This is a genomic window from Pseudomonas fluorescens (assembly GCF_900215245.1).
GTDB lineage: Bacteria > Pseudomonadota > Gammaproteobacteria > Pseudomonadales > Pseudomonadaceae > Aquipseudomonas > Aquipseudomonas fluorescens.
Genome location: NZ_LT907842.1, coordinates 153,738 through 176,646, shown reverse-complemented (window position 1 = coordinate 176,646; position 22,909 = coordinate 153,738). Strand labels below are relative to the sequence as shown.

Sequence of the window (22,909 nt, the reverse complement as noted above, 5' to 3'; positions counted from 1 at the left end):
GACCGTGACAGCCCTCCCGTACTGGCGACTCTCCAGCTTCTACCTGTTCTACTTCGCCCTGCTGGGGGCGACGGCACCTTTCCTGGCGCTGTACTTTGATCACCTGGGGTTCTCCAGCGCGCGTATCGGCGAGCTGGTGGCCATCCCCATGCTGATGCGCTGCGTGGCGCCGAACCTGTGGGGTTGGTTGGGCGACTACACCGGCCGACGGCTGGCCATCGTGCGATTTGGCGCGGTGTGCACCCTGGCAAGCTTTGCGCTGATATTTGTGAGCAAAACCTACGCCTGGCTGGCGTTGGTCATGGCGTTGCACGCATTTTTTTGGCATGCGGTGTTGCCGCAGTTTGAAGTCATTACCCTGGCGCACCTGCAAAAGCAGACATCGCGCTACAGTCAGATCCGCCTGTGGGGCTCGATCGGCTTCATCCTCACCGTGGTGATTATGGGCCGCTTGTTCGACTGGCTGAGCCTGGACATTTACCCGGTGGTGGTCGTGGTGATCATGGCCGGCATCATCGGCGCCAGCCTGTGGGTGCCGAATGCGCAGCCCGCCAGCCAGGGCAATCGTTCGCCCGGCGATGGTTTTCTCAAGCAGTTGCGCAGCCCCGGCGTCCTGGCGTTTTATGCCTGCGTGGCGTTGATGCAAATGAGCCACGGCCCGTATTACACCTTCCTTACCCTGCACCTGGAGCATTTGGGCTACAGCCGTGGCCTGATTGGTATGCTGTGGGCTGTCGGCGTTGTTGCGGAAGTGCTGATGTTCCTGGCCATGAGCCGTATCCTCACACGCTTTTCGGTGCGACGGGTGCTGCTGGCCAGCTTCCTGTTGGCGTCGGTACGCTGGTTGCTGCTGGGCTCGTTTGCTGAGTTCTTGTGGGTGCTGCTGCTGGCGCAGGTGATGCATGCCGCCACCTTCGGCAGCTTTCATGCGGCCGCCATTGCTTTTGTGCAACGCAGTTTCGGCGCTAAACAACAAGGCCAGGGCCAGGCGCTCTATGCTGCTTTGGCCGGAACCGGGGGCGCCCTGGGGACGCTGTATTCCGGGTATAGCTGGAACCTGATGGGGCCGACCCTGACGTTCAGCATCGCCAGCGTCGCGGCCCTGGCCGCCGCCGTTATCATTGGCCTTCGATTGCAAGAGCCGAACCGAGGAACCGTGCAATGAGTTATGTAGCTGTTTATCACGTGGCCACACCGGACACCCCAAACAAAGTCCTGACCCATTTTGACGATATCGCTGCGGCCTTGGCCGAGCAGGGTGTGCGGTTCGAACGCTGGCAGCCCAGCCCTGTCGAGAAGGGGGCCAGCGACGCTGAAATGATCGCGGCCTACCAAGGGCAGATCGATGCGCTGGGTTATGGTGCTGTGCAAGTGCTCAGCGTGACGAACGACCACCCGCAGAAAGCCGAGCTGCGTGCCCAGTACCTTGACGAGCGTCGTTACAGCGACGACGAAGTGCGCTTCTTCATCGCCGGCGTTGGCCTGTTTGCCGTGCATGTGGGCGAGTACATCTACGCCGTACGCTGTGAGAAAAATGACCTGCTGGTGATTCCGGCGGGAACGCCGCATTGGTTCGACATGGGTGAGAACCCCCACTGTGTGACACTGCGCCTGTTCAACTGCGCTGACGGCGCAGTGCCTGAATTCACCGGCAGCGATATTGCCGCTCGTATTCCAGGATTGGACGACTAATTACACGTATTTGAATATGCAACCCCGACAATTTGGAAGTTGCTGTGGGAATAAACCTAATTATTTGTAAGGCATCGCTGTTTATGCGGCGACTTATGCCTTGATTCCATTCGTTATGTAACTCTCTCCTGACTCGATGTTTATATCACCTGTCAATAGCAGGAATACGAAAGGTGGTAGGGCATTCACTACTACAGGAGAGCGTTCAATGAGTGGCCGAGAGGAGTCGTGTCGTACGCCGGTGACCGAGCCTGTGGGCGTTAGAAGGCGTCTGAGCCGAGGCGGCAAACCCCTCACGCCGACCGAGCTGGAAATCTTGCGGTGGGCCGCTGAAGGCAAGACGGTGTGGGAGATCAGCCAGATTCGCGCCACCTCTGAAGCCGCAGTGAAATTCCATCTGCGTAACATCTACGCCAAGCTGGACGTCACCAATCGCGTGCAGGCGATGAATGAAGCGGCACGCCAGGGCCTGTGCTGACGCGATAAAAAAGGGCCGCGACGCTTAACGGCGTCGCGGCCCTTTTTTTATCGGCTGTTATCGGTGTTGCTTAGGCCGAATGGTAAGTCGGCAGGGCAAAGCGGTTCTGGCTTTGCAGCATCGAAATCTGTGGCAAATCGCTGGCCTGTTCGGCCAAGTCGCGGCGAATGGCGCTGATCACCCAAGTCAGTTGGTCAGCAGTGTGCAACTGCTGGTACGAGATCGAGCGCTTGACCTGTTTGCCTTCGCTGTTGCGCAAGGTCAGCAGGATACCGCCGTCAGGACGTGGCTGAGTGGTGACGTCGTATTGGGAGAATACAGAAGCGAATTTATCTTGGATCAGGCTCATGTCTATCAGCTCCGTTGGCTCAAGTTGGCAAGCATGGAGAGATAGGTGCAGTGATTGTGCCAGTATTGTGATTTGTAAAAAATCGTTATAAATCAATAAGTTGAAAATTTATAGGATTTCCAGTTTCGTGCAAAATGCATGAATGGCCATCGTGCATCCTGCATTTTGCGTTGTTCGGGCCACCCGTTTCAGCCCGCCACTGCTGATAATGACTGTGATGGCTGCGTAAAATTCCCTGGGTGTGGCCTTCGGCACGGGATACAAAACTTTTCAAATCCTGCATGTACAGCCAAAGAATGGCGGGCGTATTTTCCTGCAAGGTATTCGGCGTGCCGCCTACTGGGTTACCGCTGTTCCTGGATCATACGAAGAACAACAACAAAGGACGTTCCGCCATGAGCCATCCGCAAGACGACATGATCACTTGGCGCAAAATGCTGCGAAAGGTGCCGGCAATTGTTCGCGCCCTGCCGCGCGTGGTACGCGGGATGCGTGCCGCGAATGTCACTGACCCAGGGCAACCTTGCGGCCTCGGGTGGCAGTTCGAGCAGGCGGTGCTGCGTAATCCCGACGGTGCGGCGTTGTTGTACGGCGACAGCGTGCTCAGCTACAGCGAAGCCAACCAGCGCGCCAATCGTATCGCTCATCATCTGCACGAGCAGGGCATCGGCAAGGGTGATGTGGTCGCGCTGTTCATCGAGAATCGGCCGGAATTACTGCTCACTGTGCTGGCCGTGGCGAAACTGGGGGGTATCTGCGCCATGCTCAATACCGCGCAAACCCAGGCGGCGCTGGTGCACAGCCTCAACCTGGTGACCCCGGTGGCAATTGTCGTGGGGGCGGAGTTGGTGCCCGCCTTTACTGCGGTGCGCGATCAAGTCGCGATCAAGGCCGAGCGCACCTGGTTTGTCGCCGATCAACCATTTGCTGCTGTGCCTGATGGCTACATCGACCTGATGGTGGCCAGCGCCGGCTGCGCGATGAGCAACCCCGCCAGCACCGAGCAGGTCTTTTTCAATGACCCGTGTTTCTATATCTACACCTCCGGCACCACGGGCTTGCCCAAGGCCGGGATCATGAAACACGGCCGCTGGACCAAAACCGCTGTGAGCTTTGGCAGTATCGCCCTGGACATGGGGCCGCAGGATGTCCTGTATTGCACGTTGCCGCTGTACCACGCCACCGGGCTGTGTGTGTGCTGGGGCTCGGCGATTGTCGGCGCGTCGGGGTTTGCCATCCGGCGTAAATTCAGTGCCAGTCAGTTTTGGGATGATGCGCGCAAGTTCAACGCGACGACCCTGGGTTATGTCGGCGAGTTGTGCCGCTACCTGCTCGATCAGCCGCCCAGCGCGCAGGACGGTGATAACCGTGTGACCAAGATGGTCGGCAATGGCTTGCGCCCCGGCGTCTGGGCACAGTTCAAGCAGCGCTATGGCGTTGAGCATATCTGCGAGCTGTACGCTGCCAGCGACGGCAATATCGGCTTCACCAATGTGTTGAATTTCGATAACACCATCGGCTTTTGCCTGCAGCACTGGGCACTGGTGGCGTATGCCCCCGACACGGGTGAACCGATTCGTGGCAGTGATGGTTTGATGCGCAAGGTGCAAACGGGCGGGCAGGGGCTGCTGCTGGCCAGGATTGATGAAAAGTCACCCTTCGACGGGTACACCGACCCGGAAAAGAACCGCAAGGTGGTGCTCACGGATGTGTTCGAGAAGGGCGACCGCTACTTCAATACCGGCGACTTGTTGCGCAGTATCGGCTTCGGCCATGCTCAGTTCGTCGACCGCCTGGGGGATACGTATCGCTGGAAGGGTGAGAACGTTTCGACCACCGAAGTGGAAAACGTCCTGCTGCAACATCCGCAGATCGCCGAAGTGGTGGCGTACGGCGTCGAGATCGAAAACACCAACGGCCGGGCGGGGATGGTCGCCATCACCCCGAGCGAATCCCTGGCGTCCCTGGACATGCGTGAATTGCTCCAGTTCGCCCACGGCCAGTTGCCGCACTATGCGGTGCCGTTATTTCTGCGCATTAAAGTCAAGATGGAAACCACCGGCACCTTCAAATACCAGAAAGTGAAGCTCAAGGAGGAAGCGTTTGACCCGGATAAAGCCGGTAATGACCCGGTCTACGCCTGGCTTCCAGGCTCGGACAGCTATGTGCCGGTCACCGGGCAGCTGTTGGCGCAGATCCAGGGCGGGCAGTTTCGTTATTGATTCTGGCTATGGCCGCTTTTGGCAAAAAAGGCATGACAGTGGGGAACTCCGTCGCGACACTGGGCGCCTATAAAGCACACCAGACAAGGAGCCCCCACATGTCAGACCAGCCCAAACAAATGACCGAAGACGAAGCTGCCGAATTTGCCGAACAGGTCTTTGACGTGGCGCGCCGAGGCGACGCCGCCATGCTCGCTGCGCTGCTGGCCAAAGGCTTGCCGCCGAACCTGCGCAACCATAATGGCGATACCTTGCTTATGCTTGCGGCCTATCACGGCCACGCCGATGCGGTCAAAGTGCTGCTGGAGTTCAAGGCCGACCCGCAGATCGCCAATGACAAAAACCAGCTGCCGATCGCCGGTGCTGCATTCAAGGGCAACCTGCCCGTGGTCACCGCACTGATCGAAGGGGGTGCGCCGGTTGATGCATCATCCGCGGATGGGCGCACCGCGCTGATGATGGCCGCGATGTTCAACCGCGTGGAAATGGTCGACTACCTGCTTGGCAAAGGCGCCAACCCCAAGGCCACTGACGCCCAGGGCGCGACTGCGTTGGCGGCGGCGCAAACCATGGGGGCGGCGGATACGGCGGCGCAGTTGCAAAAACTGGTGTAGGCTACGCGCCCTTAAAAACCCGCCCGCCACAGGACCTTCCCATGCAAACCGCCCTCGTCGAACTCATCAGCAAAATCAGCGCCGGCGTCATGGGGGAGGACGAAGTGGTACGCATCGCCGAAGAAGCGGCCCAGGCCTACGCGGACCCTGCGGCCTTTCTGGCGGCCAATCCGGATATCAACTACGACGACTCGTTTCCTATCCCATTGGGTGAGTGGGTGGTGGTGGGCAGCCTGCCGGACACCGTCTTGTTCCAGGCCGACACCTATGGCGATCTGTTTGCGCAGATCGTCGCGTCCTTCGGCCCGGGCGTGGCGTTCAATCTCAAGCCCAAGCAGTTGGCCAAGACCGAAGACCTTACCGCACTCAATCGTATCCAGATCCAGATGAGCGCCCTGAGCCCGGAAGATGGCGGCTATGTGCTGCTCAACTTCAGCCAATTGCTCGATGACGAGATTCAGGCCGTATTGGTGTATGGCAACGACCTGCCGCGCGTGTTGCAACTGTGCGCCGAAGTAGGGATCAAGGCCGAGCCGTCGCTGGAAGCCTTGAAAGTCGCCGTTCATGTCTGAAATAAAACGGAACCCCTGCCAGGGCTGACTATCCTACAAGTGCATGCCCTCACTTAGGAGCGACACCATGGGTTCCACTTTCAACGGTCTTATCGGCCTGATCATTCTGGCGCTGGATATCTGGGCGATCATCAACGTGTTCAAAAGTGGCGCCAGCACTGGCGCCAAAGTGCTGTGGATCCTGCTGATCCTGTTGCTGCCGGTATTGGGCCTGATCATCTGGGCGATTGCCGGGCCGCGCGGTAACGTGCGGATCTGATCGATCACTTGATTTGAAGTGAGCACAATCCCTGTGGGAGCGGGCTTGCCCGCGATTGCGATGTATCAGTATCAGAAGTTTTGACTGACACACTGCAATCGCGGGCAAGCCCGCTCCCACATTGGTTTCCAGCCTGTTCAGGATTTTGTGTGTCGAAACTATTCGCTGCACGAAATTTTCACACCTCGTCCAAGACAATCCGCCGGTTTTAGGCGCTGCCAAGGCTCTATATCCAGTGCCGTTAACCGCACGGCCGTGGCATATGTTCAGTAATTAATGGCGTTGCTGCCGTTGATCGGGCACCATTTGCGCCACCGCGCTAACCGCCTACCCCAGCCAGCCTGGGCGAGGGACGGGCGCCACTGCATGACTTCTAAACTTAAACTTCCAATGGGTCCTGAAACGACATGGCTAACCCGGACGCCCTGAGTCAGCAGCGAGCTTCTAATCGCTTGCTGCAACCGACCGTCAAATCCCATCTGGCATACACGCTGCTTTGCGCGCTGGTCATGATGGTGATGTTTTCCCTGCTGCGCCTGGCGCTGCTGGTCTACAACCGCGAGATGATCCTCGACACGCCGGCCTCGACCTTCCTCGAAGCGTTCGTCAACGGCACGCGCTTCGACATACGCTTTGTGATGTATGCGCTGGTTCCGATGCTGCTGGCGTTGTTCAGCGTTCGGGCCATGGCGGCGCGCGGTTTTTTCCGTTTGTGGCTGACGGTCGCGTCGAGCATTGCGCTGTTCCTGGGCTTGATGGAGATGGACTTCTACCGCGAATTCCACCAGCGCCTTAACGGTCTGGTCTTTCAGTATGTAAAGGAAGACCCGAAAACCGTGATGAGCATGCTCTGGTACGGTTTCCCGGTGGTGCGTTACCTGCTGTCCTGGGCCGTGGGCACGCTGATCCTGAGCATGGCCTTTAAAGGCGCCGACCGTGCGACGCGCCCACGTGGCCCGTTCAGCGGCGGTACCATCGGCACACGCCAGGTGGCACCGTGGTACACGCGCATCGCCGTATTCGTGGTCTGCCTGCTGATCGCCGTGGTCGCCATCCGTGGCACCCTGCGCCAGGGCCCACCGCTGCGTTGGGGTGATGTCTACACCACCGATTCGAACTTCGCCAACCAGTTGGGCTTGAACGGCACTCTGTCGCTGATCGCCGCCGCCAAGGCGCGCTTCTCCGAAGAGCGTTCGAATATCTGGAAAGCCACCCTGGACCAGCCGCTGGCGACCCAGACCGTGCGTGACATGCTGGTGCTGCCACAAGAGAAACTGGTGGATACGGCGTCGGCTGCCGTGCGCCGTGACTACACGCCACCGGCGGAAAAAACCCTGCCGATCAAGAACGTCGTCGTGATCCTGATGGAAAGCTTCGCCGGTCACTCGGTCGGTGCACTGGGTCGCCCGGGCAACATCACGCCGTACTTCGACAAGTTGTCCAAGGAAGGCCTGCTGTTCGACCGTTTCTTCTCCAACGGCACTCACACCCACCAGGGCATGTTCGCGACCATGGCGTGCTTCCCGAACCTGCCGGGCTTCGAATACCTGATGCAGACCCCGGAAGGCAGCCACAAGCTGTCGGGCCTGCCGCAGTTGCTCAGTGCGCGCAAGTTTGACGACGTGTATGTCTACAACGGCGATTTCGCCTGGGACAACCAGTCGGGGTTCTTCAGCAATCAGGGCATGACCAACTTCATCGGGCGTAACGACTTCGTCAACCCGGTGTTTTCCGACCCGACGTGGGGCGTGTCCGACCAGGACATGTTCAACCGTGGCCTGGAAGAGCTGAAAGCCCGCGAAGGCGGCAAGCCGTTCTACGCACTGCTGCAAACCCTGTCCAACCACACGCCGTACGCCTTGCCTACGCCATTGCCAGTCGAGAAAGTCACCGACCGTGGCAGCCTTAACGAGCATTTGACGGCCATGCGCTACTCCGACTGGGCGTTGGGCCAGTTCTTTGAAAAGGCCCGTAAAGAGCCTTACTTCAAGGAAACCCTGTTTGTGATCGTGGGTGACCACGGCTTCGGCAACGAACAGCAAATCACTGAAATGGACCTGGGCCGCTTCAACGTGCCGATGCTGATGATTGCACCGGGCATGCAGGAGAAGTTCGGCGAGCGTGACCACACTGTGGGTACCCAGATCGACATCGTGCCGACCATCATGGGCCGCTTGGGTGGCGATACCCTGCACCAGTGCTGGGGCCGTGACCTGCTGAACCTGCCGGAAGGCGACAAGGGCTTTGGCGTGATCAAGCCGTCGGGCAGCGATCAGACCGTGGCACTGGTCACCGCAGACCGCATTCTGGTACTGCCCAAGGAAATGCCACCGAAGCTGTGGGAATACCAATTGGGCGCTGAGCCAACGGGTAAAGTGATCGCCGAGTCACCGGACGAAGCGGCCCTGAAACAGAAGCTTGAGTCGTTCCTGCAAACAGCGACCAAGAGCCTGTTGGATAACACCGCGGGTGTGATCGACGGCAAGCCGGACTAATAATCCGAAGATAAAAAAAGAGGCCTCAATGAGGCCTCTTTTTTTGTCCGGAGTTTATATCCGGCCGAGCAACAGCAGCACCAGCAATACCACCAGCACTACACCCAGGATGCCCGACGGGCCGTAGCCCCAGTTACGCGAGTGCGGGAATACCGGAAGGCCGCCAACCAACAGCAGGATCAGGATAATGATCAGAATGAGGCTCATGGTTTTTTTCCTTATAGGCCTTCTGAAAAGACCGGTGATTAAACAATAGGCCTGTCAGTTTAAGGACAGACGCCTTATAAACTCCGACTGTGCCGTTGGGTAAAAGATTCCGTGTTTTTTTAAAGCATTTTGCAAACTCGCTTATTTCTTTTAATGCGCTCACTTCTGCAGCGTATTAGTTAAAAAAGATTGAACTTACGCGCTAGGCCGCTCTGTGACCCGGCCTCAAGTTTGCCCGAGGCATTCATCAATTGGATGGTGCGTGGGTCGCGCAAAAACCTTCGCTACACTGCCGATCACTTCTTCCGTGAACCACAAGGCAGCTTTCCTATGCAAAATCGCATGATGATCACCGGCGCCGGGTCCGGCCTGGGTCGCGAAATCGCTCTGCGCTGGGCCCGCGAGGGTTGGCAATTGGCCTTGTCGGATGTCAGCGAGCCGGGCTTGCTTGAAACCCTCAAGCAGGTGCGCGAGGCGGGTGGCGATGGGTTTGTCCAACGCTGCGACGTGCGCGACTACAGCCAGCTCACCGCCTTCGCCCAGGCCTGTGAGGTGAAGCTGGGTGGCATTGATGTGATCGTCAACAATGCCGGCGTCGCCTCGGGCGGCTTCTTTGCTGAGTTGTCCCTGGAAGACTGGGACTGGCAGATCGCGATCAACCTGATGGGCGTGGTCAAGGGCTGCAAAGCGTTTCTGCCACTGCTGGAAAAAAGCAAAGGGCGGATCATCAATATTGCCTCGATGGCCGCATTGATGCAGGGGCCGGCGATGAGCAACTACAACGTGGCCAAGGCCGGTGTCGTGGCGTTGTCGGAGAGCTTGCTGGTGGAGCTCAAGCAGCAGGAAGTGGGCGTGCATGTGGTGTGCCCGTCGTTTTTCCAGACCAACCTGTTGGATTCGTTTCGCGGGCCTACCCCGGCGATGAAGGCGCAGGTGGGCAAGTTGCTGGAAAGCTCGCCGATTTCGGCGGCGGATATCGCCGATTACATCTACCAGCGCGTGGCGCACGGCGAGTTCATGATCTTGCCCCATGAGCAGGGACGTATGGCCTGGGCGTTGAAGCAGAAGAACCCGCAGTTGCTGTATGACGAGATGACCCTGATGGCCGACAAGATGCGAGCCAAGGCGCAGGCGGTCAAGGGCTGACGCCGGTACCAAGGTAAGAGGCGGATTGCGCCCGCTGGCGCCGTGATCGTCAACCTGTCAAGGGTTGACCCACCGCTGGCGGCAGCCAGCCCCTCCGACCTGTTTAAGCGTATTTGGCTTGGGATTTTTATGTGGTCTGTCAGGCAAGTTACCCGTTTATGTAGGTCTCGCCTGATTTAGATGCGAGCCATTGCTGCTCCCCGCTCAATCACGCATGGTCAAGGTCCTGTCACTCCACAAGGATACCCCGCCATGCTGGTCTTAAGCCGCGCCCTGGGCGAAGTCATCTCCATCGGCGATGACATTACGTTGCACATTCTCGAGTTGAACGGTTCCCACGTGAAATTTGGCATAGACGCGCCGGCCGGGGTGCACGTCCATCGTTCCGAGGTTTACCAGAAGATTCGCGACCGCCAGGGCGCCGCCGCCCCTGCGCTGGCAACCCCCAATCCGTGAACCCGGCTCAGTCGAACAGATGCTTGGGCACGTCGTGCTTGAGCATCAACTGGCATTGCTCGCTGTCGGGGTCGAACACGATCAGCGCCTGGCCCTTGGTCAGCGCCTGACGCACGCGCAATACGCGGGTTTCCAGCGGTGTTTCGTCGCCATTGTCGGTGCCGTCGCGGGTAACGAAGTCTTCGATGAGGCGGGTCAGGGTGTCGACTTCAAGTGCGTCGTAGGGAATCAGCATACAAGCCTCAGAGGTAGGAACCCGGCGATCCTACTGCGCCGGGACCGTAGTTGCCAGTGTCAGGACTTCTGGCCGACCAGGCTGTCCACCGATGGCACGCGTGTGTCGCTCTCCATCTGCGTCTCATGCTCGATCTGATGGCTGAAGCGGTCCAGTGAACCCTGCGCCGGTTGCGCGTCGCTGGCGAATACCGGCGGGCTGAGAATGTAGGCACTCAACAAGCGACTCAGCGCCGCCAGGCTGTCGATGTGCGTGCGCTCGTAGCCATGGGTGGCGTCGCAGCCAAACGCCAGCAGGGCTGTGCGAATGTCGTGGCCGGCGGTGACGGCAGAGTGGGCGTCGCTGAAGTAATAGCGAAACAGGTCGCGACGCACGGGCAGGTCGTTATCCGCAGCCAGGCGCAGCAGGTGACGGGACAGGTGATAGTCATACGGCCCGCCGGAGTCCTGCATCGCCACGCTCACAGCATGCTCGCTGGAGTGCTGGCCGGGAGCGACCGGGGCGATGTCGATGCCGACAAATTCGCTGACATCCCAGGGCAGGGCGGCAGCTGCGCCACTGCCGGTCTCTTCGGTGATGGTGAACAACGGGTGGCAGTCGATCAGCAAGGGTTCGCCGCTGTCGATGATGGCCTTCAGTGCGGCAAGCAGGGCCGCGACACCGGCTTTATCGTCCAGGTGCCGAGCGCTGATATGCCCGCTTTCGGTGAACTCGGGCAGCGGGTCAAAAGCAACGTAGTCACCGATGCTGATGCCCAGGGAGTCGCAATCGGCACGGGTCGCGCAGTAGGCATCCAGGCGCAATTCCACATGGTCCCAACTCACCGGCATTTCATCCACGGCGGTGTTGAACGCGTGCCCGGAAGCCATCAACGGCAACACGCTGCCACGGATCACGCCGTTATCGGTGAACAGGCTGACGCGGCTGCCTTCGGCAAAGCGGCTGGACCAGCAACCCACCGGGGCCAGGGTCAGGCGGCCGTTGTCCTTGATCGCACGCACGGCGGCGCCGATGGTGTCCAAGTGTGCAGACACGGCGCGGTCGGGGCTGTTTTTCTGGCCCTTGAGGGTCGCGCGAATGGTGCCGCGCCGGGTCATTTCAAAGGGGATGCCGAGTTCTTCCAGGCGCTCGGCGACGTAGCGCACGATGGTGTCGGTAAACCCGGTGGGGCTGGGAATGGCGAGCATTTCCAGCAGCACTTTTTGCAGGTAGTTGAGATCCGGTTCGGGGATGGTTCGGCTCATAAAGACTCCTGATGAAGTGTGGCGAGCGGGCTTGCTGTGGTGAGCGGGTGCCCCGCGTCGGGTCGCGAAGCGGCCGCACACGGTCAGGGCTGCTGCGCAGCCCAATGCGGGGCAAGCCCGCTCACCACAGAACACCGCTCGCCACAGGTTATTGAGCGGTCGGCTGGCTATGCGGAAACAACAAGTCCACGAACTTCTCAGCCGTCGGTTGCGGCTCGTGATTGGCCAGCCCGGCCCGTTCGTTGGCTTCGATAAAGACGTACTCGGGTTGGTCGGCGGCAGGCACCATCAGGTCCAGGCCCACCATGGGAATATCGAGTGCGCGCGCGGCACGCACGGCGGCGTCCACCAGCGTTGGGTGCAGGATCGCTGTGACGTCCTCCAGGCAACCGCCGGTGTGCAGGTTGGCGGTGCGGCGCACGGCCAGGGTTTCACCGCGCGGCAGGATACTGCTGTAGTCATAACCCGCGGCGTGCAGGGTGCGTTGGGTTTCGGCGTCCAGCGGGATTTTGCTTTCGCCGTCGGTAGCGGCTTGGCGGCGACGGCTTTGCGCTTCAATCAACGCGCCGATGGAGTGCTGGCCGTCCCCGGTCACCTCGGCAGGGCGGCGAATCGCGGCGGCGACCACCTCAAAGCCGATCACCAGGATGCGCAGGTCGAGGCCGGTGTGAAAGCTTTCGAGCAGCACACGGCTGTCGAACTGGCGGGCCGCTTCGATGGCTTTCTGCACGTCTTCGATCGTCTGCAAATCCACCGCCACGCCCTGGCCTTGCTCGCCGTCCAGCGGCTTGACCACGATGCGCTGGTGTTCGTCGAGAAACTCCAGGTTGTCATCGGCGCTGCCGGCCAATTGTTGGTGTGGCAGTTTCAAGCCGGCGGCCTTGAGCACTTTGTGGGTCAGGCTCTTGTCCTGGCACAGGGTCATGCTGATGGCGCTGGTCAGGTCGCTCAAGGATTCACGGCAACGCACACGACGCCCACCATGGCTGAGGGTGAACAGGCCGGCAGCCGCGTCGTCTACGTGCACATCAATACCGCGTCGATGGGCTTCTTCGACAATGATCCGCGCATACGGATTGAATCCCGCCTGGGGCCCAGGGCCAAGAAACAGTGGCTGGTTAATGCCGTTCTTGCGCTTGATCGCAAAAGTGGTCAGCGCGCGGAAACCCAGCTTGGCGTAGAGGCTCTTGGCCTGGCGGTTGTCGTGCAACACCGACAGGTCAAGGTAGCTCAGGCCACGGCTCATAAAGTGCTCTACCAGGTGGCGCACCAGCACTTCACCCACCCCGGGGCGCGTGCACTGCGGGTCGACGGCCAGGCACCAGAGGCTGCAACCATTTTCCGGGTCGTGAAAGGCTTTCTGATGATTGAGGCCCATCACACTGCCGATTACCGCGCCGCTGTCTTCATCCTCTGCCAGCCAATACACCGGGCCGCCTTGATGGCGGGGCGTCAGGCGTTCAGCGTCGACCGGCAGCATGCCGCGTCCTTGATAGAGCACATTGACTGCGGCCCAATCGGCTTCGGTCTGCACGCGCCGGATACGAAACCCGCGAAACACCCGCGTCGCCGGCCGGTAGTCACTGAACCACAGGCGCAGCGTGTCGGACGGGTCGAGGAACAACTGTTGCGGGTCAATCCCGAGGATCTGCTGGGGCGCCGCCACGTACAGTGCGATATCACGCTCGCCGGGCTGCTCGTTCAGCAACTCCTCGGCCAGGCTCGCGGGGTCGGGGAAGGTGTGGCCGATCAACAACCGGCCCCAGCCGCAATGCACGGCAATCGGCTCGGCGCCCAGCGGGCTGCCGTCTTCAGCCAGGCGGGCTTGCAGGCGTTCGTAGGTCGGCGCCTGGCCCTTCAGCAAGCGTTGGCTGTAAGCCGCTGCAAGAGGTTTCATCAATCAGATTCCTTGTTCGCTGAGCCACAGGTTCAGCGCCGCCAGTTGCCACAGCTTGGAGCCGCGCAGCGGGGTCAGTTGGCCTTGCGGGTCGGTCAGCAAGCGATCAAGCATGGCGGGGTTGAACAGGCCGCGATCCTGGCTCGGGTCCAGCAGCAGCTCGCGCACCCAGTTCAAAGTGTCGCCCTGCAAATGCTTGAGGCCCGGCACCGGGAAGTAGCCCTTTTTGCGGTCGATGACTTCGCTGGGGATGACCCGGCGCGCGGCCTCTTTCAACACCTGCTTGCCGCCGTCGGGCAATTTGAATTTACCCGGCACGCGTGCCGACAGTTCGACGAGGCGGTAATCGAGAAACGGTGTGCGCGCTTCCAGGCCCCAGGCCATGGTCATGTTGTCCACGCGTTTGACCGGGTCATCGACCAGCATCACCGTGCTGTCCAGGCGCAACGCCTTATCGACGGCGGCGTCTGCGCCTGGCATTGCAAAATGCTCACGCACAAAGTCACCGGCAGCGTCATTGGCCGTCAGCCATTTCGGTGCAACGGTGGCGGCGTAGTCGTCGTAACTGCGGTCGAAAAATGCAGCGCGGTACGCAGCATACGGGTCGCTGGCGCCGTCGACTTGCGGGTACCAGTGGTAACCGGCGAACAACTCGTCGGCACCCTGGCCGCTTTGCACGACCTTGCAATGCTTGGCCACTTCCCGTGACAGCAAGTAGAAGGCGATGCAGTCGTGGCTGACCATCGGCTCACTCATGGCGCGGAACGCGGCCGGCAGTTGCTCGATGATCTCGCTTTCGGCGATGCGCAGTTGGTGGTGACGGGTGCCGTAGTGCTTGGCAATCAGGTCCGAATACTGGAACTCGTCGCCGCGCTCGCCACCGGCATCTTCAAAACCGATCGAGAACGTCGACAGATCCTGCACGCCGACTTCCCGCAACAGGCCGACGAGCATGCTCGAATCGACGCCGCCGGAAAGCAGCACGCCAACATCCACGGCGGCGCGTTGGCGGATGGCCACGGCTTCACGGGTGCTGTCGAGTACGCGGTCGGTCCAGTCTTCCAGGGTGAGATTTTGCTCATCCTCACGAGGGCCGTAGGGCAAGGTCCACCAGGTTTGCTGTTCGGTCTTGCCGTTGGCGTCGATGCGCATCCAGCTCGCGGGCGGCAGCTTTTCGATGCCTGCCAGCAAGGTGCGCGGTGCAGGCACCACGGCGTGGAAATTCAGGTAGTGATTGAGCGCCACCGGATCGAGGATCGGGTTGATATCGCCGCCCTTGAGCAGTGCCGGCAACGCCGAGGCGAAGCGCAGGCGCTGGCCGGTGCGCGACAGGTACAACGGCTTCACGCCCAGACGGTCACGCGCGATAAACAGGCGCTGGGCGTCACGTTCCCAGATCGCAAAGGCAAACATGCCGTTGAGTTTGGGCAGCAGGGCTTCGCCCCAGGCGTGGTAGCCCTTGAGCAGCACTTCGGTGTCGCCACCGGAATAGAAAGCGTAGCCGAGGGCTTCCAGCTCTTGGCGTAATTCCGGAAAGTTGTAGATGGCGCCGTTGAACGCCAGCGACAGCCCAAGCTGCGCATCGACCATCGGTTGGGCCGAGCCGTCCGACAGGTCCATGATCTTCAGGCGCCGGTGGCCCAGGGCAATCGGCCCTTGGGCGTGGAAGCCCCAGGCGTCGGGGCCGCGAGGGGCCAGGTGATGGGTGATGCGCTCAATGGCCGCCAGGTCGGCAGGTTGGGCATCGAAACGTAATTCTCCAGCTAATCCGCACATAAATTCCTTACCGGTTTTTCCGTTGGGGAGGGGTCAATATCCAGTGCGCCAACAGGGCGCGTACCCAGAAACTGACCCAGTGCTATCCGTGGAGTTTTAGACCGATAAGTTATAAGGCAAATAGCCGTGATGGCTTTAAAGCCGCTCTTTGCCTGGCGCTGACTTGCCTTTCACCAGTGCACGCAGGGCAAACCGATTCGGGTGGCAGGCCTCGGCCACACTGGCCGGAACCGGCAATGGCTCATCCGTCAGCCAGGCCGCAATCAGCTCGCCGCACAGGGGCGCTGTGATCAATCCGCGTGAGCCATGGCCGCTGTTGATATACAGACCCGGCAGCCAGGGGCAGGGCGTATCCGGTACTTGCCGGGCGTCCTTGCCGAGCACCGCATACGCCTGTTGGAAGGCTTCGTGGTCGGCCAACGGCCCGACGATCGGCAGGTAGTCAGGGCTGGTGCAACGAAACGCCGCCCGACCCTCCAGTTGCTCGGGTGCCAAGTGCTCGGCGCCGAGGCGTTGCGACAAGTCTTCAGAGATTTCCCGCAGCATTGCCAGGTTGCCGGCATGTTCGGTGGCGGTGGGCGTGAGGTCTTCGTTGGTGAAATCAAAACTCGCGCCCAGGGTGTGTTCACCCAGCCGGGCGGGGGCGACGTAACCCTCGGCGCAAACCACAGTGGCCAGCGCCTCACTCGCTGCCGTTTGCGTCAGCCGGGTGATTTGCCCGCGTATGCGCTTGAGCGGCAAGTCGGCGCTGGGGGCGAATCGCTTGATCTCGGCGGCCCCGGCGAGCACCACCACGCGAGCGCTGGCCAGCACGCGGTCGGCATCGCGGGCCTGCCACTGGTCATTGACCCGGTGCAGCTCAAGGGGGTCGTGATGGGTGAGCACGTCAATCAACGGATGCGCCGCCTGCCATTGGCACAGTGCCGGTGGATGTACCCAGCCGCCTTGCGGAAAAAACAGGCCGCCCTGTGCCAGGTCGATCCCGGCGCGTTGTTGCGCCTGCTCACGGTCTAACAGGTGCAACAGGTCTGGTGCAAAGGCCTCGGCCAGTTGCGCCTGGCGCTGAGCTTCCTTGGCATCAAACGCCAGTTGCAGCACGCCGCAGCCATCCCAATCAATGCCGCGGTGCAGATGTTCCAACAGGCGTCGAGTGTGGCCGAAACCACTGAGGATCAGCTGCGAAAGTGCCGTTCCATGCGCCGAAAGCTTGAGGTACAACACGCCCTGTGGGTTGCCCGACGCTTCCTGGGCCAGGGCGGTGTGGCGCTCCAGCAGGCTGACGCGCCAGCCACGTGCGGCCAGGCTCGCGGCGGTCGCGCAACCGGCCAGGCCGCCACCGATGACCATCGCGTGGCGTTCGCCCTCGATGGCCGCCGGGCGGGCGAACCAGGGTTTGGCTTTGGCGGGCGGCAGCGTGCCTTCGGGCCAGCCGAGGAACTCACCGCGCAGGATCTCCCACTTGTGGCCGATGCCCGGTGTGCGTTTCATCTTGAACCCGGCGGCATTGATCAGGCGGCGTACCCAACCAGTGCTGGTGAAGGTGCTGATGGTCGAGCCCGGCGCCGCCAGGCGCGCCAGTTCGGCAAACAGCTCGGCGGTCCACATGTCAGGGTTTTTAGCCGGGGCGAAGCCGTCGAGAAACCAGGCGTCAACCTGCGCATCCAGTTGCGGCAATTGCTCCAGCGCGTCGCCGACCAGCAGGGTCAGGGTGACCCGGCCATTAGCCAATACCAGGCGTTGGAAGCCTTGATGGATCGCGATGTACTGCGCCAACAGTTGCTCGGCGTAGGCACTGAGTTCCGGCCAGAGGGCCAGGGCGCGTTGCAGGTCGTTGTGGCTCAGTGGGTACTTTTCCACGCTCACAAAATGCAGGTGCGCACCGGCCGCCGCGTGTTGCTCGAACAGCTGCCAGGCGCAGAGGAAGTTCAAGCCAGTGCCGAACCCGGTTTCTCCGATCACCAGCCGGCCACCCGCCGGCAGGGCGGCAAACCGCGCCTGCAAGCGGTTCTGCTCAAGGAACACGTAGCGGGTTTCTTCAAGGCCCGACTTGTCGGAGAAATACACATCGTCGAAGACCCGCGAGTGCGGGCGACCTTGGTCATCCCAGTCGAGCTGGGCGTGGGTTACGGGGTTCATGGGCGGCTCATAAAATAACAGCGGGCAAAGGCAAGGTCGCCATTCTAGCCGAAGGGGGTAGCCCGATAGTTTTTACATGGAAAAAACTGCTGCGGGCACCTATCCACCCATCAACAATCAGCGTTAATGCTGCGTGGGCCGCTGCGCTATCGTAATGCTTTGATTTATAGGCAATAAAGGATATTGCTGATGCGCACACAGGATGATTTGAACAACAAGCTGAACCAGTTGACCCAAAGCCAGCTGCAAGCGGCCTTACTGGAAATGACCGGGGATCTGGACAAGGCCCAGGTCCTGCAAAAGAAGCTGCCGGGCTGGATGGTCAACGCACCACCGGGCGTGCTTGATGCATTGACCAGAGATGCCGTGCGGGTTGCAGAGGCCCAGGCAGTCGTCACCGAGTGCATGAAGCCATTGCGGGGGCTGGATGAGTTTTGCAATGAGCGGCTCAAGGACTATTGCCTGACACGCTGGCAACTGAGCGTGGAACCGAAAAAAGATGTTTTTATTCGTGCGGTCAACGAATACGAAAAAGAGCTCTTGCCACTCAAGTATGTGAAAACGGTGAGGCTGGTGCAGGACAGCCTGCTGCATGTGGCGATGCAGAATTTCTCGGCGGATGAAGCTCGAGCAGAATACTTTCCGGCCGGCTCGCTGTTGCAGTCGGGGTCCGCCGCGCGTGGGGTGATGGGTATTACACCGCTCGAGTTTGCCCAAGGCTGCCGTGCCCTGGACCTTGGCCGCTTGTATCAGCGGCACATCAGTGACGTGCTCAACCTGAGTGATGAGCAGACCCGTGACAAGCCCTACGTCAATGCTGTCGCGACCGATATCGGCCGGATGAAAGTCCTGGACATGAAGATCGACGCCCATATTGCCGTGATGCGCGCCGATATTTCAGCCGACACCTACAGGATGTTGTGCACATTGCTGGACCGCCAACTGACACCGTCGCAGGCGCAGGCCGCCGGGGTGCTGTTTCAAGGGCGGCCGGTCACCTGGCAAGGGCTGAATACCGAGGGCGGTTGTCTGTGGAGCATCCTGGTGTTTTCCGGCCGGTCGATTGCGCAATACCCGCAGGAGCCCTGTGTGGTGTACATGCCCAACGAACCGGAACGGCCCCTCTTCGAGTATTCCTCGCTGGATGACCTGCAGGCCTACCTCAAGCGCAAGCTTGGCGTGGCTGCGTATCGTGCTTTTTTTGCCCGCTATTTGAGCCAGGGCGACCGGGTCGGGTTCTTCAGCCGTTTGGATCAGGCCAGCATGTTCGGGGCGCTGGAGGCCAACCTCCTGACGGTCAGCCTGCCCAGGTATTTTTTTGATACGTACGCCGCAAAACTGCAAGCCGACGCGCGGGCCCTGGCGGTGCCGGTGGCCGACGTCGATGAGGAGGCACGTGAGCGGCGCTTGCAGGCCTACCTGGACGCTGGGTTGACGGTACTCAACCTCGCCGGCCTGGTTGTCCCGGAACTGGGGGTGTTGATGACAGGCGTGGCCATCGGGCAGATGCTCGGCGAGCTCTATGAGGGCATTGAAGACTGGCGCCGTGGTGACAAGGAGGAGGCCTTCAAGCAGATGGTGGCCGTCGCTGAAAATATCACCTCGATGGTGTTGTTCGCGGCAGGCAGCAAGGTTGTTGGTTCGGCAATGAAGCGCAGCGGCCTTAACCTGGACAGCTTTTTTCGCAACGTTGACGTGGTACGCCCCACGGAGGGCAACCTGCGGTTGTGGCGCCCGGATATCACGCCGTACGTCCATGCTCAGAGCGTTGTCGATGATGAGGTCGCCGACGCTTCGGGGATCTACAAGGTGGACGGTCATTCATACGTTAAGGTCAATGAGCGTGTGCACCGGGTTGTGTTCGACACGAAACTGGAGCAATGGCGGGCCAGTCACCTCGCGCGGCACACGGCTTATCGCCCGCCATTGCTGCATAACGGGGAGGGCTGTTGGCGTTTTGCGTTCGAACAGCCTGACGAGTGGGAGGATCAGGAGTATCTCTTTTCGCGGTTGAAGCCGACAGATTCCGGTTCCTCGCTGCCGCCAAGGAAACTGCTACAGATCAAGGCCATCATGGATAAACCCCATGATTGGGGGCTTCATCAGGCGCAGGAGTGCTTGCCCTTTCCCGCACGCTTTCGCGACTTGTACGAACGTTTCAGGCTGGATCAGTCCATTCGCGATCTGATCTGGCAGCTGGAAAACGGCGCGGCCCCCAGCCTCGCCAATTCGACCTTGCTGCTGCACGCCTTGCCCCTGTTAAAGGGGTGGCCGGTGGGGCGCTATTTTGAGGTGCTGGATGCGCAGCGCAGCGTCAAGGCACGCTACCCGGCCAGCCTGACGGCCCACGACGTGGGCCGTCGTTTGACGGTCACCGAGCCGATGCTCCGTGAGGGAAAAGTGGTTGACGTGCTGTTGTCCGGGCTGGATGAGGCACAAAAGACCCGCCTGCTGGGCGACGGGGTCACGGCCGATCAGGAGCACGCCGTACTGGTGCGCCAGTTGCTCGCGCACCTCAAGGCCGATCGTAAGCCGCTGTTCGAGCGGTTATATCAGGCCTATGACGCCCCCGTCCCGCCCGAGTGGGCGTTACTCAGGCGCACTTATCCGCAACTGCCCTGTACCTCGATGCGCGAATTGATGGCCGAGGCATCGACGCTGCAACGCGAATCGTTGCGCGACAATCAACGGGTTCCCATGGCCCTGGCGGAGTCTGTGCAACGTGCCCTGGCGGCGCAACGCCTGGACCGCGCCTTGATGGGGTTTGACCTGCCAGAGTTGGCCGGCCTGGATACCGCGCTGGTTGCGGTTCGCTCAACGCCGCGCGTGGCGGGGTGGGGCAGGGCGTTGCGACTCGAATTGCGCCAGGATTCAGCCCAGGGCGACATATTGGCCCTGGGCGCGTTCGTGGAGGCCACCGTGCGCCGCGTAGTGGTCAGGTCGAGCGCCGGGTTTGAGACGTTTGATGACACGGGCCTGAGCATCGGTGGACCGTATGCCGGCCCCGACGGACTGTTCGAGGCGCTCGATTCAGCGCTCACGGACAGCCAGCGCGTGACACTCGGATTACCGCTGAACGCGCCCAGTAACATTTGGCGCCTGCGCTACATGAGCGCCTCGCAGGCCAAGGGGGAACGGGAGCTGGCTGGCGAGGCGTTTTCCAGCGGAGTCAGTGAACCTCTGGTGGAGGGGGTTCCCTGTGAAATGGCCGATTCGCCGACGGGGCCGTTGGTGCATCCACTCGCACTGGTACGCAAAGTGAAGCGTTTGTACCCGTTGTTCAGCGATGCACAAGTCGCTTCGCTGCTGATGGCGCTGGGCGCCGATGCGCTTTCACGGGCCAGGGCGGTAAAGCGTCTGCAGGCCGAACTGGGGCATTTGCGAGCGCTGCTCAAGCATTGGAAGAACGCTACCCAGGACCTGGAGAAACAACCGGGCCTGAGTGACATTCGCAACAGCCGCCAGCAGGTGGCACAGCGCATTGAAGCCTGTTGGCGGCGTCAAAGCTTTGCTCTGGATGAGCACCAGACCTCCGTCGCCAGTTTAAGCCTGGACGGAATGCGCGTGGGCTCGCTGCCAACGCTGCCGGGCGAGATTCGTTTCGACCATGTCCGGCAACTGTCACTCAAGAACATGCGCCTGGGGGATGACGTCGCTTATTTTCTAAAATGTTTTAAGGGGCTGAGGCGTCTGGAGCTGGACCGAAACCACCTGACCCGGTTACCGGAAGTCCTCTCGCGCATGTTTGACCTTGAAAGTGTATCGATGCCGCGTAACCGCTTGGCGCTGACTGACTACACGCGGCTGAAACTGGCTGACCTGAGTGCGTTGCGCCGGCTGGACCTGAGCCACAATCCGCTGGAGAAACTGGTGGATGTCAGCAAGATGCGCGACTTGCACACCCTGTTATTACAGGACACAAAAATCACCGACCTGCCCTTGGGGCTGGGGCGGCTGGCCCGGCTTGAGCAGGCGGATTTGCGCGACAACGCGATGACCGTGTTGCCCGAGTGGTTGTTCACGACGCCGCGCAGTTTCAGTCAGGCGATTAATGTAGGCGGTAACCCGTTATCCAGTTCGACGGTAACGGCACTCCTGCGTTATCGCGACGACGCCGGTATTGGCATGGGCTATGTGCGCGACGATCAACCGCGCATGACCGAGTTGAGGGCCAGGGCGTTATGGTTGCCGCAGGAAACGGCCAGTCGGGATGTGCACAAGCGTACCGTGTGGGCCAACCTTCGGGATGATCCGGAATCACCGCCGTTGTTCGAATTGCTGGCGCAACTGTCCGGCACTGCGGACAGTCGTTATGTGCGCGAAGACTTGACCCAGCGAGTTTGGGAGGTACTGCAAGCCACCCATGACAGCGTCGGGCTGCGCGAGCGGGTCTTTCAATTAGCTGCTCATCCGGCGAATTGCTCGGATGGAACGGCGCAGATTTTCAGCCAGATAGAAGTCTTGAAGGAGGTCGAGAAGGCGACCCTTCAGGCCGGTCGCGCGCGCAGCGATTCCAGCGCGTTGTTGAAGTTGAGTCGCGGTTTGTTTCGCCTCAGTGAACTGGAAAAAATTGCCGCGACCTACGCTGTCGAACACTTGAGCGCGGACCCACTGGAAGTCAGCCTGGCGTTCCGGGTTGGATTGGCCCAGGCCCTGGAGCTCCCGGGGCAGCCCAAGCATATGAATTTTGCACTGTTTGCCAATGTGACCAGCGACGGGCTGGAGGTCGCACAGTCCCAGGTGCGCACGGCAGAGCTGTCCCCCGCATTCTTGCGCTTCATGACCCAATTGGCGTTTTGGAAAACCCACCTGAAACAGCAGTTTCCGAGTGCTTTCCAGTCGGCGACGGCGTCCTTTGATACGCAGCAACAAACACTCTTTGAAAACAGCCAGAACCTCACCGACGCGGAGTATCTCAAGCAAATGGAAGCCCTGCGCGCGCCTCGCCGGCAAGCCATCACCGAGGTGGTTGAGCGCCTGACACAGCAGATGTTGATGCATCAGGATCTGGGCATTTGCCACGTGCCCGGGAATTAGTCTTTGGCCGCGCGGATTGATCCACGGCAAGCCGGTTGGAATTCCTTGACCGGCGTGCTGCCCAATCCGCTAGTCTTGAGCCATCTTGAAACGG

Annotated in this window: 18 protein-coding genes; 11 read left to right on the top strand and 7 right to left on the bottom strand. The window is 60.6% G+C overall.

Annotation, left to right across the window (positions count from 1 at the left end):
* Window positions 1–4: 4 nt before the first annotated feature.
* From CPH89_RS00860 to CPH89_RS00850, 3 genes are all read left to right on the top strand, one after another.
* On the top strand, window positions 5–1,165 hold the full coding sequence (locus tag CPH89_RS00860) for an MFS transporter (RefSeq protein WP_053258018.1): 1,161 nt from the start codon (window positions 5–7) through the stop codon (window positions 1,163–1,165).
* Window positions 1,162–1,692 carry a 1,2-dihydroxy-3-keto-5-methylthiopentene dioxygenase gene (locus tag CPH89_RS00855; RefSeq protein ID WP_053257221.1) on the top strand — a complete coding sequence of 177 codons (531 nt, stop codon included), beginning with the start codon at window positions 1,162–1,164 and terminating at the stop codon, window positions 1,690–1,692. Before CPH89_RS00860 ends, CPH89_RS00855 begins: the two co-directional genes overlap by 4 nt.
* A gap of 208 nt (window positions 1,693–1,900) precedes the next feature.
* On the top strand, window positions 1,901–2,170 hold the full coding sequence (locus CPH89_RS00850; RefSeq protein WP_053257220.1) for a response regulator transcription factor: 270 nt from the start codon (window positions 1,901–1,903) through the stop codon (window positions 2,168–2,170).
* A 70-nt stretch (window positions 2,171–2,240) separates the two neighbouring features.
* On the opposite strand, the gene CPH89_RS00845 is transcribed toward CPH89_RS00850, so the two are convergent.
* The gene (locus tag CPH89_RS00845) at window positions 2,241–2,519 is read right to left on the bottom strand and encodes a DUF3509 domain-containing protein (protein WP_048721059.1); all 279 of its coding nucleotides are present in this window, start codon (window positions 2,517–2,519) and stop codon (window positions 2,241–2,243) included.
* 395 nt (window positions 2,520–2,914) lie between these two features.
* Here CPH89_RS00845 and CPH89_RS00840 point away from each other — a divergent pair, with 395 nt between their 5' ends.
* The 5 genes from CPH89_RS00840 (at window position 2,915) to CPH89_RS00820 (ending at window position 8,681) form a co-directional block, all read left to right on the top strand.
* Window positions 2,915–4,741, top strand: a complete 1,827-nt coding sequence (locus CPH89_RS00840; RefSeq protein ID WP_053258017.1) for a long-chain-acyl-CoA synthetase — start codon at window positions 2,915–2,917, stop codon at window positions 4,739–4,741.
* 98 nt (window positions 4,742–4,839) lie between these two features.
* Window positions 4,840–5,355: an ankyrin repeat domain-containing protein gene (locus tag CPH89_RS00835; RefSeq protein WP_053257219.1), complete on the top strand. Its 516-nt coding sequence runs from the start codon at window positions 4,840–4,842 to the stop codon at window positions 5,353–5,355.
* 41 nt (window positions 5,356–5,396) lie between these two features.
* Window positions 5,397–5,927 (top strand): hypothetical protein, encoded by a 531-nt coding sequence (locus CPH89_RS00830; RefSeq protein WP_053257218.1) that lies wholly within the window; start codon window positions 5,397–5,399, stop codon window positions 5,925–5,927.
* A 67-nt stretch (window positions 5,928–5,994) separates the two neighbouring features.
* Window positions 5,995–6,186 (top strand): PLDc N-terminal domain-containing protein, encoded by a 192-nt coding sequence (locus tag CPH89_RS00825; RefSeq protein ID WP_003172956.1) that lies wholly within the window; start codon window positions 5,995–5,997, stop codon window positions 6,184–6,186.
* Window positions 6,187–6,593: 407 nt separating this feature from the next.
* The gene (locus tag CPH89_RS00820) at window positions 6,594–8,681 is read left to right on the top strand and encodes an LTA synthase family protein (RefSeq protein ID WP_053257217.1); all 2,088 of its coding nucleotides are present in this window, start codon (window positions 6,594–6,596) and stop codon (window positions 8,679–8,681) included.
* A gap of 54 nt (window positions 8,682–8,735) precedes the next feature.
* Here CPH89_RS00820 and CPH89_RS00815 read toward each other — a convergent pair whose 3' ends face one another.
* On the bottom strand, window positions 8,736–8,888 hold the full coding sequence (locus CPH89_RS00815; RefSeq protein WP_015885095.1) for a DUF3309 family protein: 153 nt from the start codon (window positions 8,886–8,888) through the stop codon (window positions 8,736–8,738).
* A 330-nt stretch (window positions 8,889–9,218) separates the two neighbouring features.
* Here CPH89_RS00815 and CPH89_RS00810 point away from each other — a divergent pair, with 330 nt between their 5' ends.
* Window positions 9,219–10,034, top strand: a complete 816-nt coding sequence (locus tag CPH89_RS00810; RefSeq protein ID WP_053258016.1) for an SDR family oxidoreductase — start codon at window positions 9,219–9,221, stop codon at window positions 10,032–10,034.
* A gap of 252 nt (window positions 10,035–10,286) precedes the next feature.
* Window positions 10,287–10,490: a carbon storage regulator CsrA gene (gene csrA / locus CPH89_RS00805; protein ID WP_053257216.1), complete on the top strand. Its 204-nt coding sequence runs from the start codon at window positions 10,287–10,289 to the stop codon at window positions 10,488–10,490.
* Window positions 10,491–10,497: 7 nt separating this feature from the next.
* Here csrA and CPH89_RS00800 read toward each other — a convergent pair whose 3' ends face one another.
* The 5 genes from CPH89_RS00800 to mnmC all read right to left on the bottom strand — a co-directional run bounded on the left by CPH89_RS00800 (window position 10,498) and on the right by mnmC (window position 17,778).
* Window positions 10,498–10,725 carry a YheU family protein gene (locus CPH89_RS00800; RefSeq protein WP_053257215.1) on the bottom strand — a complete coding sequence of 76 codons (228 nt, stop codon included), beginning with the start codon at window positions 10,723–10,725 and terminating at the stop codon, window positions 10,498–10,500.
* Between the two features lie 59 nt (window positions 10,726–10,784).
* Entirely contained in the window at window positions 10,785–11,969 is a 1,185-nt protein-coding gene (locus CPH89_RS00795; protein ID WP_053257214.1) for an osmoprotectant NAGGN system M42 family peptidase, read from the bottom strand.
* Between the two features lie 148 nt (window positions 11,970–12,117).
* The gene (ngg, locus tag CPH89_RS00790) at window positions 12,118–13,866 is read right to left on the bottom strand and encodes an N-acetylglutaminylglutamine synthetase (RefSeq protein ID WP_053257213.1); all 1,749 of its coding nucleotides are present in this window, start codon (window positions 13,864–13,866) and stop codon (window positions 12,118–12,120) included.
* A 3-nt stretch (window positions 13,867–13,869) separates the two neighbouring features.
* The gene (locus CPH89_RS00785; protein WP_053257212.1) at window positions 13,870–15,642 is read right to left on the bottom strand and encodes an N-acetylglutaminylglutamine amidotransferase; all 1,773 of its coding nucleotides are present in this window, start codon (window positions 15,640–15,642) and stop codon (window positions 13,870–13,872) included.
* Window positions 15,643–15,777: 135 nt separating this feature from the next.
* Window positions 15,778–17,778: a bifunctional tRNA (5-methylaminomethyl-2-thiouridine)(34)-methyltransferase MnmC2/FAD-dependent 5-carboxymethylaminomethyl-2-thiouridine(34) oxidoreductase MnmC1 gene (mnmC, locus tag CPH89_RS00780; protein ID WP_053257211.1), complete on the bottom strand. Its 2,001-nt coding sequence runs from the start codon at window positions 17,776–17,778 to the stop codon at window positions 15,778–15,780.
* 189 nt (window positions 17,779–17,967) lie between these two features.
* Here mnmC and CPH89_RS00775 point away from each other — a divergent pair, with 189 nt between their 5' ends.
* On the top strand, window positions 17,968–22,815 hold the full coding sequence (locus CPH89_RS00775; RefSeq protein WP_053257210.1) for an NEL-type E3 ubiquitin ligase domain-containing protein: 4,848 nt from the start codon (window positions 17,968–17,970) through the stop codon (window positions 22,813–22,815).
* Window positions 22,816–22,909: the final 94 nt, after the last annotated feature.

Excerpts from the sequence above, each read along its gene's own strand:
- CPH89_RS00830 (WP_053257218.1), top strand. The coding sequence starts at position 5,397 with ATGCAAACCGCCCTCGTCGAACTCATCAGCAAAATCAGCGCCGGCGTC.
- csrA (WP_053257216.1), top strand. The coding sequence starts at position 10,287 with ATGCTGGTCTTAAGCCGCGCCCTGGGCGAAGTCATCTCCATCGGCGAT.
- CPH89_RS00850 (WP_053257220.1), top strand. The coding sequence starts at position 1,901 with ATGAGTGGCCGAGAGGAGTCGTGTCGTACGCCGGTGACCGAGCCTGTG.
- ngg (WP_053257213.1), bottom strand. The coding sequence starts at position 13,866 with ATGAAACCTCTTGCAGCGGCTTACAGCCAACGCTTGCTGAAGGGCCAG.
- CPH89_RS00820 (WP_053257217.1), top strand. The coding sequence starts at position 6,594 with ATGGCTAACCCGGACGCCCTGAGTCAGCAGCGAGCTTCTAATCGCTTG.
- CPH89_RS00815 (WP_015885095.1), bottom strand. The coding sequence starts at position 8,888 with ATGAGCCTCATTCTGATCATTATCCTGATCCTGCTGTTGGTTGGCGGC.
- CPH89_RS00840 (WP_053258017.1), top strand. The coding sequence starts at position 2,915 with ATGAGCCATCCGCAAGACGACATGATCACTTGGCGCAAAATGCTGCGA.
- CPH89_RS00855 (WP_053257221.1), top strand. The coding sequence starts at position 1,162 with ATGAGTTATGTAGCTGTTTATCACGTGGCCACACCGGACACCCCAAAC.
- CPH89_RS00775 (WP_053257210.1), top strand. The coding sequence starts at position 17,968 with ATGCGCACACAGGATGATTTGAACAACAAGCTGAACCAGTTGACCCAA.
- mnmC (WP_053257211.1), bottom strand. The coding sequence starts at position 17,778 with ATGAACCCCGTAACCCACGCCCAGCTCGACTGGGATGACCAAGGTCGC.
- CPH89_RS00800 (WP_053257215.1), bottom strand. The coding sequence starts at position 10,725 with ATGCTGATTCCCTACGACGCACTTGAAGTCGACACCCTGACCCGCCTC.
- CPH89_RS00810 (WP_053258016.1), top strand. The coding sequence starts at position 9,219 with ATGCAAAATCGCATGATGATCACCGGCGCCGGGTCCGGCCTGGGTCGC.
- CPH89_RS00825 (WP_003172956.1), top strand. The coding sequence starts at position 5,995 with ATGGGTTCCACTTTCAACGGTCTTATCGGCCTGATCATTCTGGCGCTG.
- CPH89_RS00795 (WP_053257214.1), bottom strand. The coding sequence starts at position 11,969 with ATGAGCCGAACCATCCCCGAACCGGATCTCAACTACCTGCAAAAAGTG.
- CPH89_RS00835 (WP_053257219.1), top strand. The coding sequence starts at position 4,840 with ATGTCAGACCAGCCCAAACAAATGACCGAAGACGAAGCTGCCGAATTT.
- CPH89_RS00785 (WP_053257212.1), bottom strand. The coding sequence starts at position 15,642 with ATGTGCGGATTAGCTGGAGAATTACGTTTCGATGCCCAACCTGCCGAC.
- CPH89_RS00845 (WP_048721059.1), bottom strand. The coding sequence starts at position 2,519 with ATGAGCCTGATCCAAGATAAATTCGCTTCTGTATTCTCCCAATACGAC.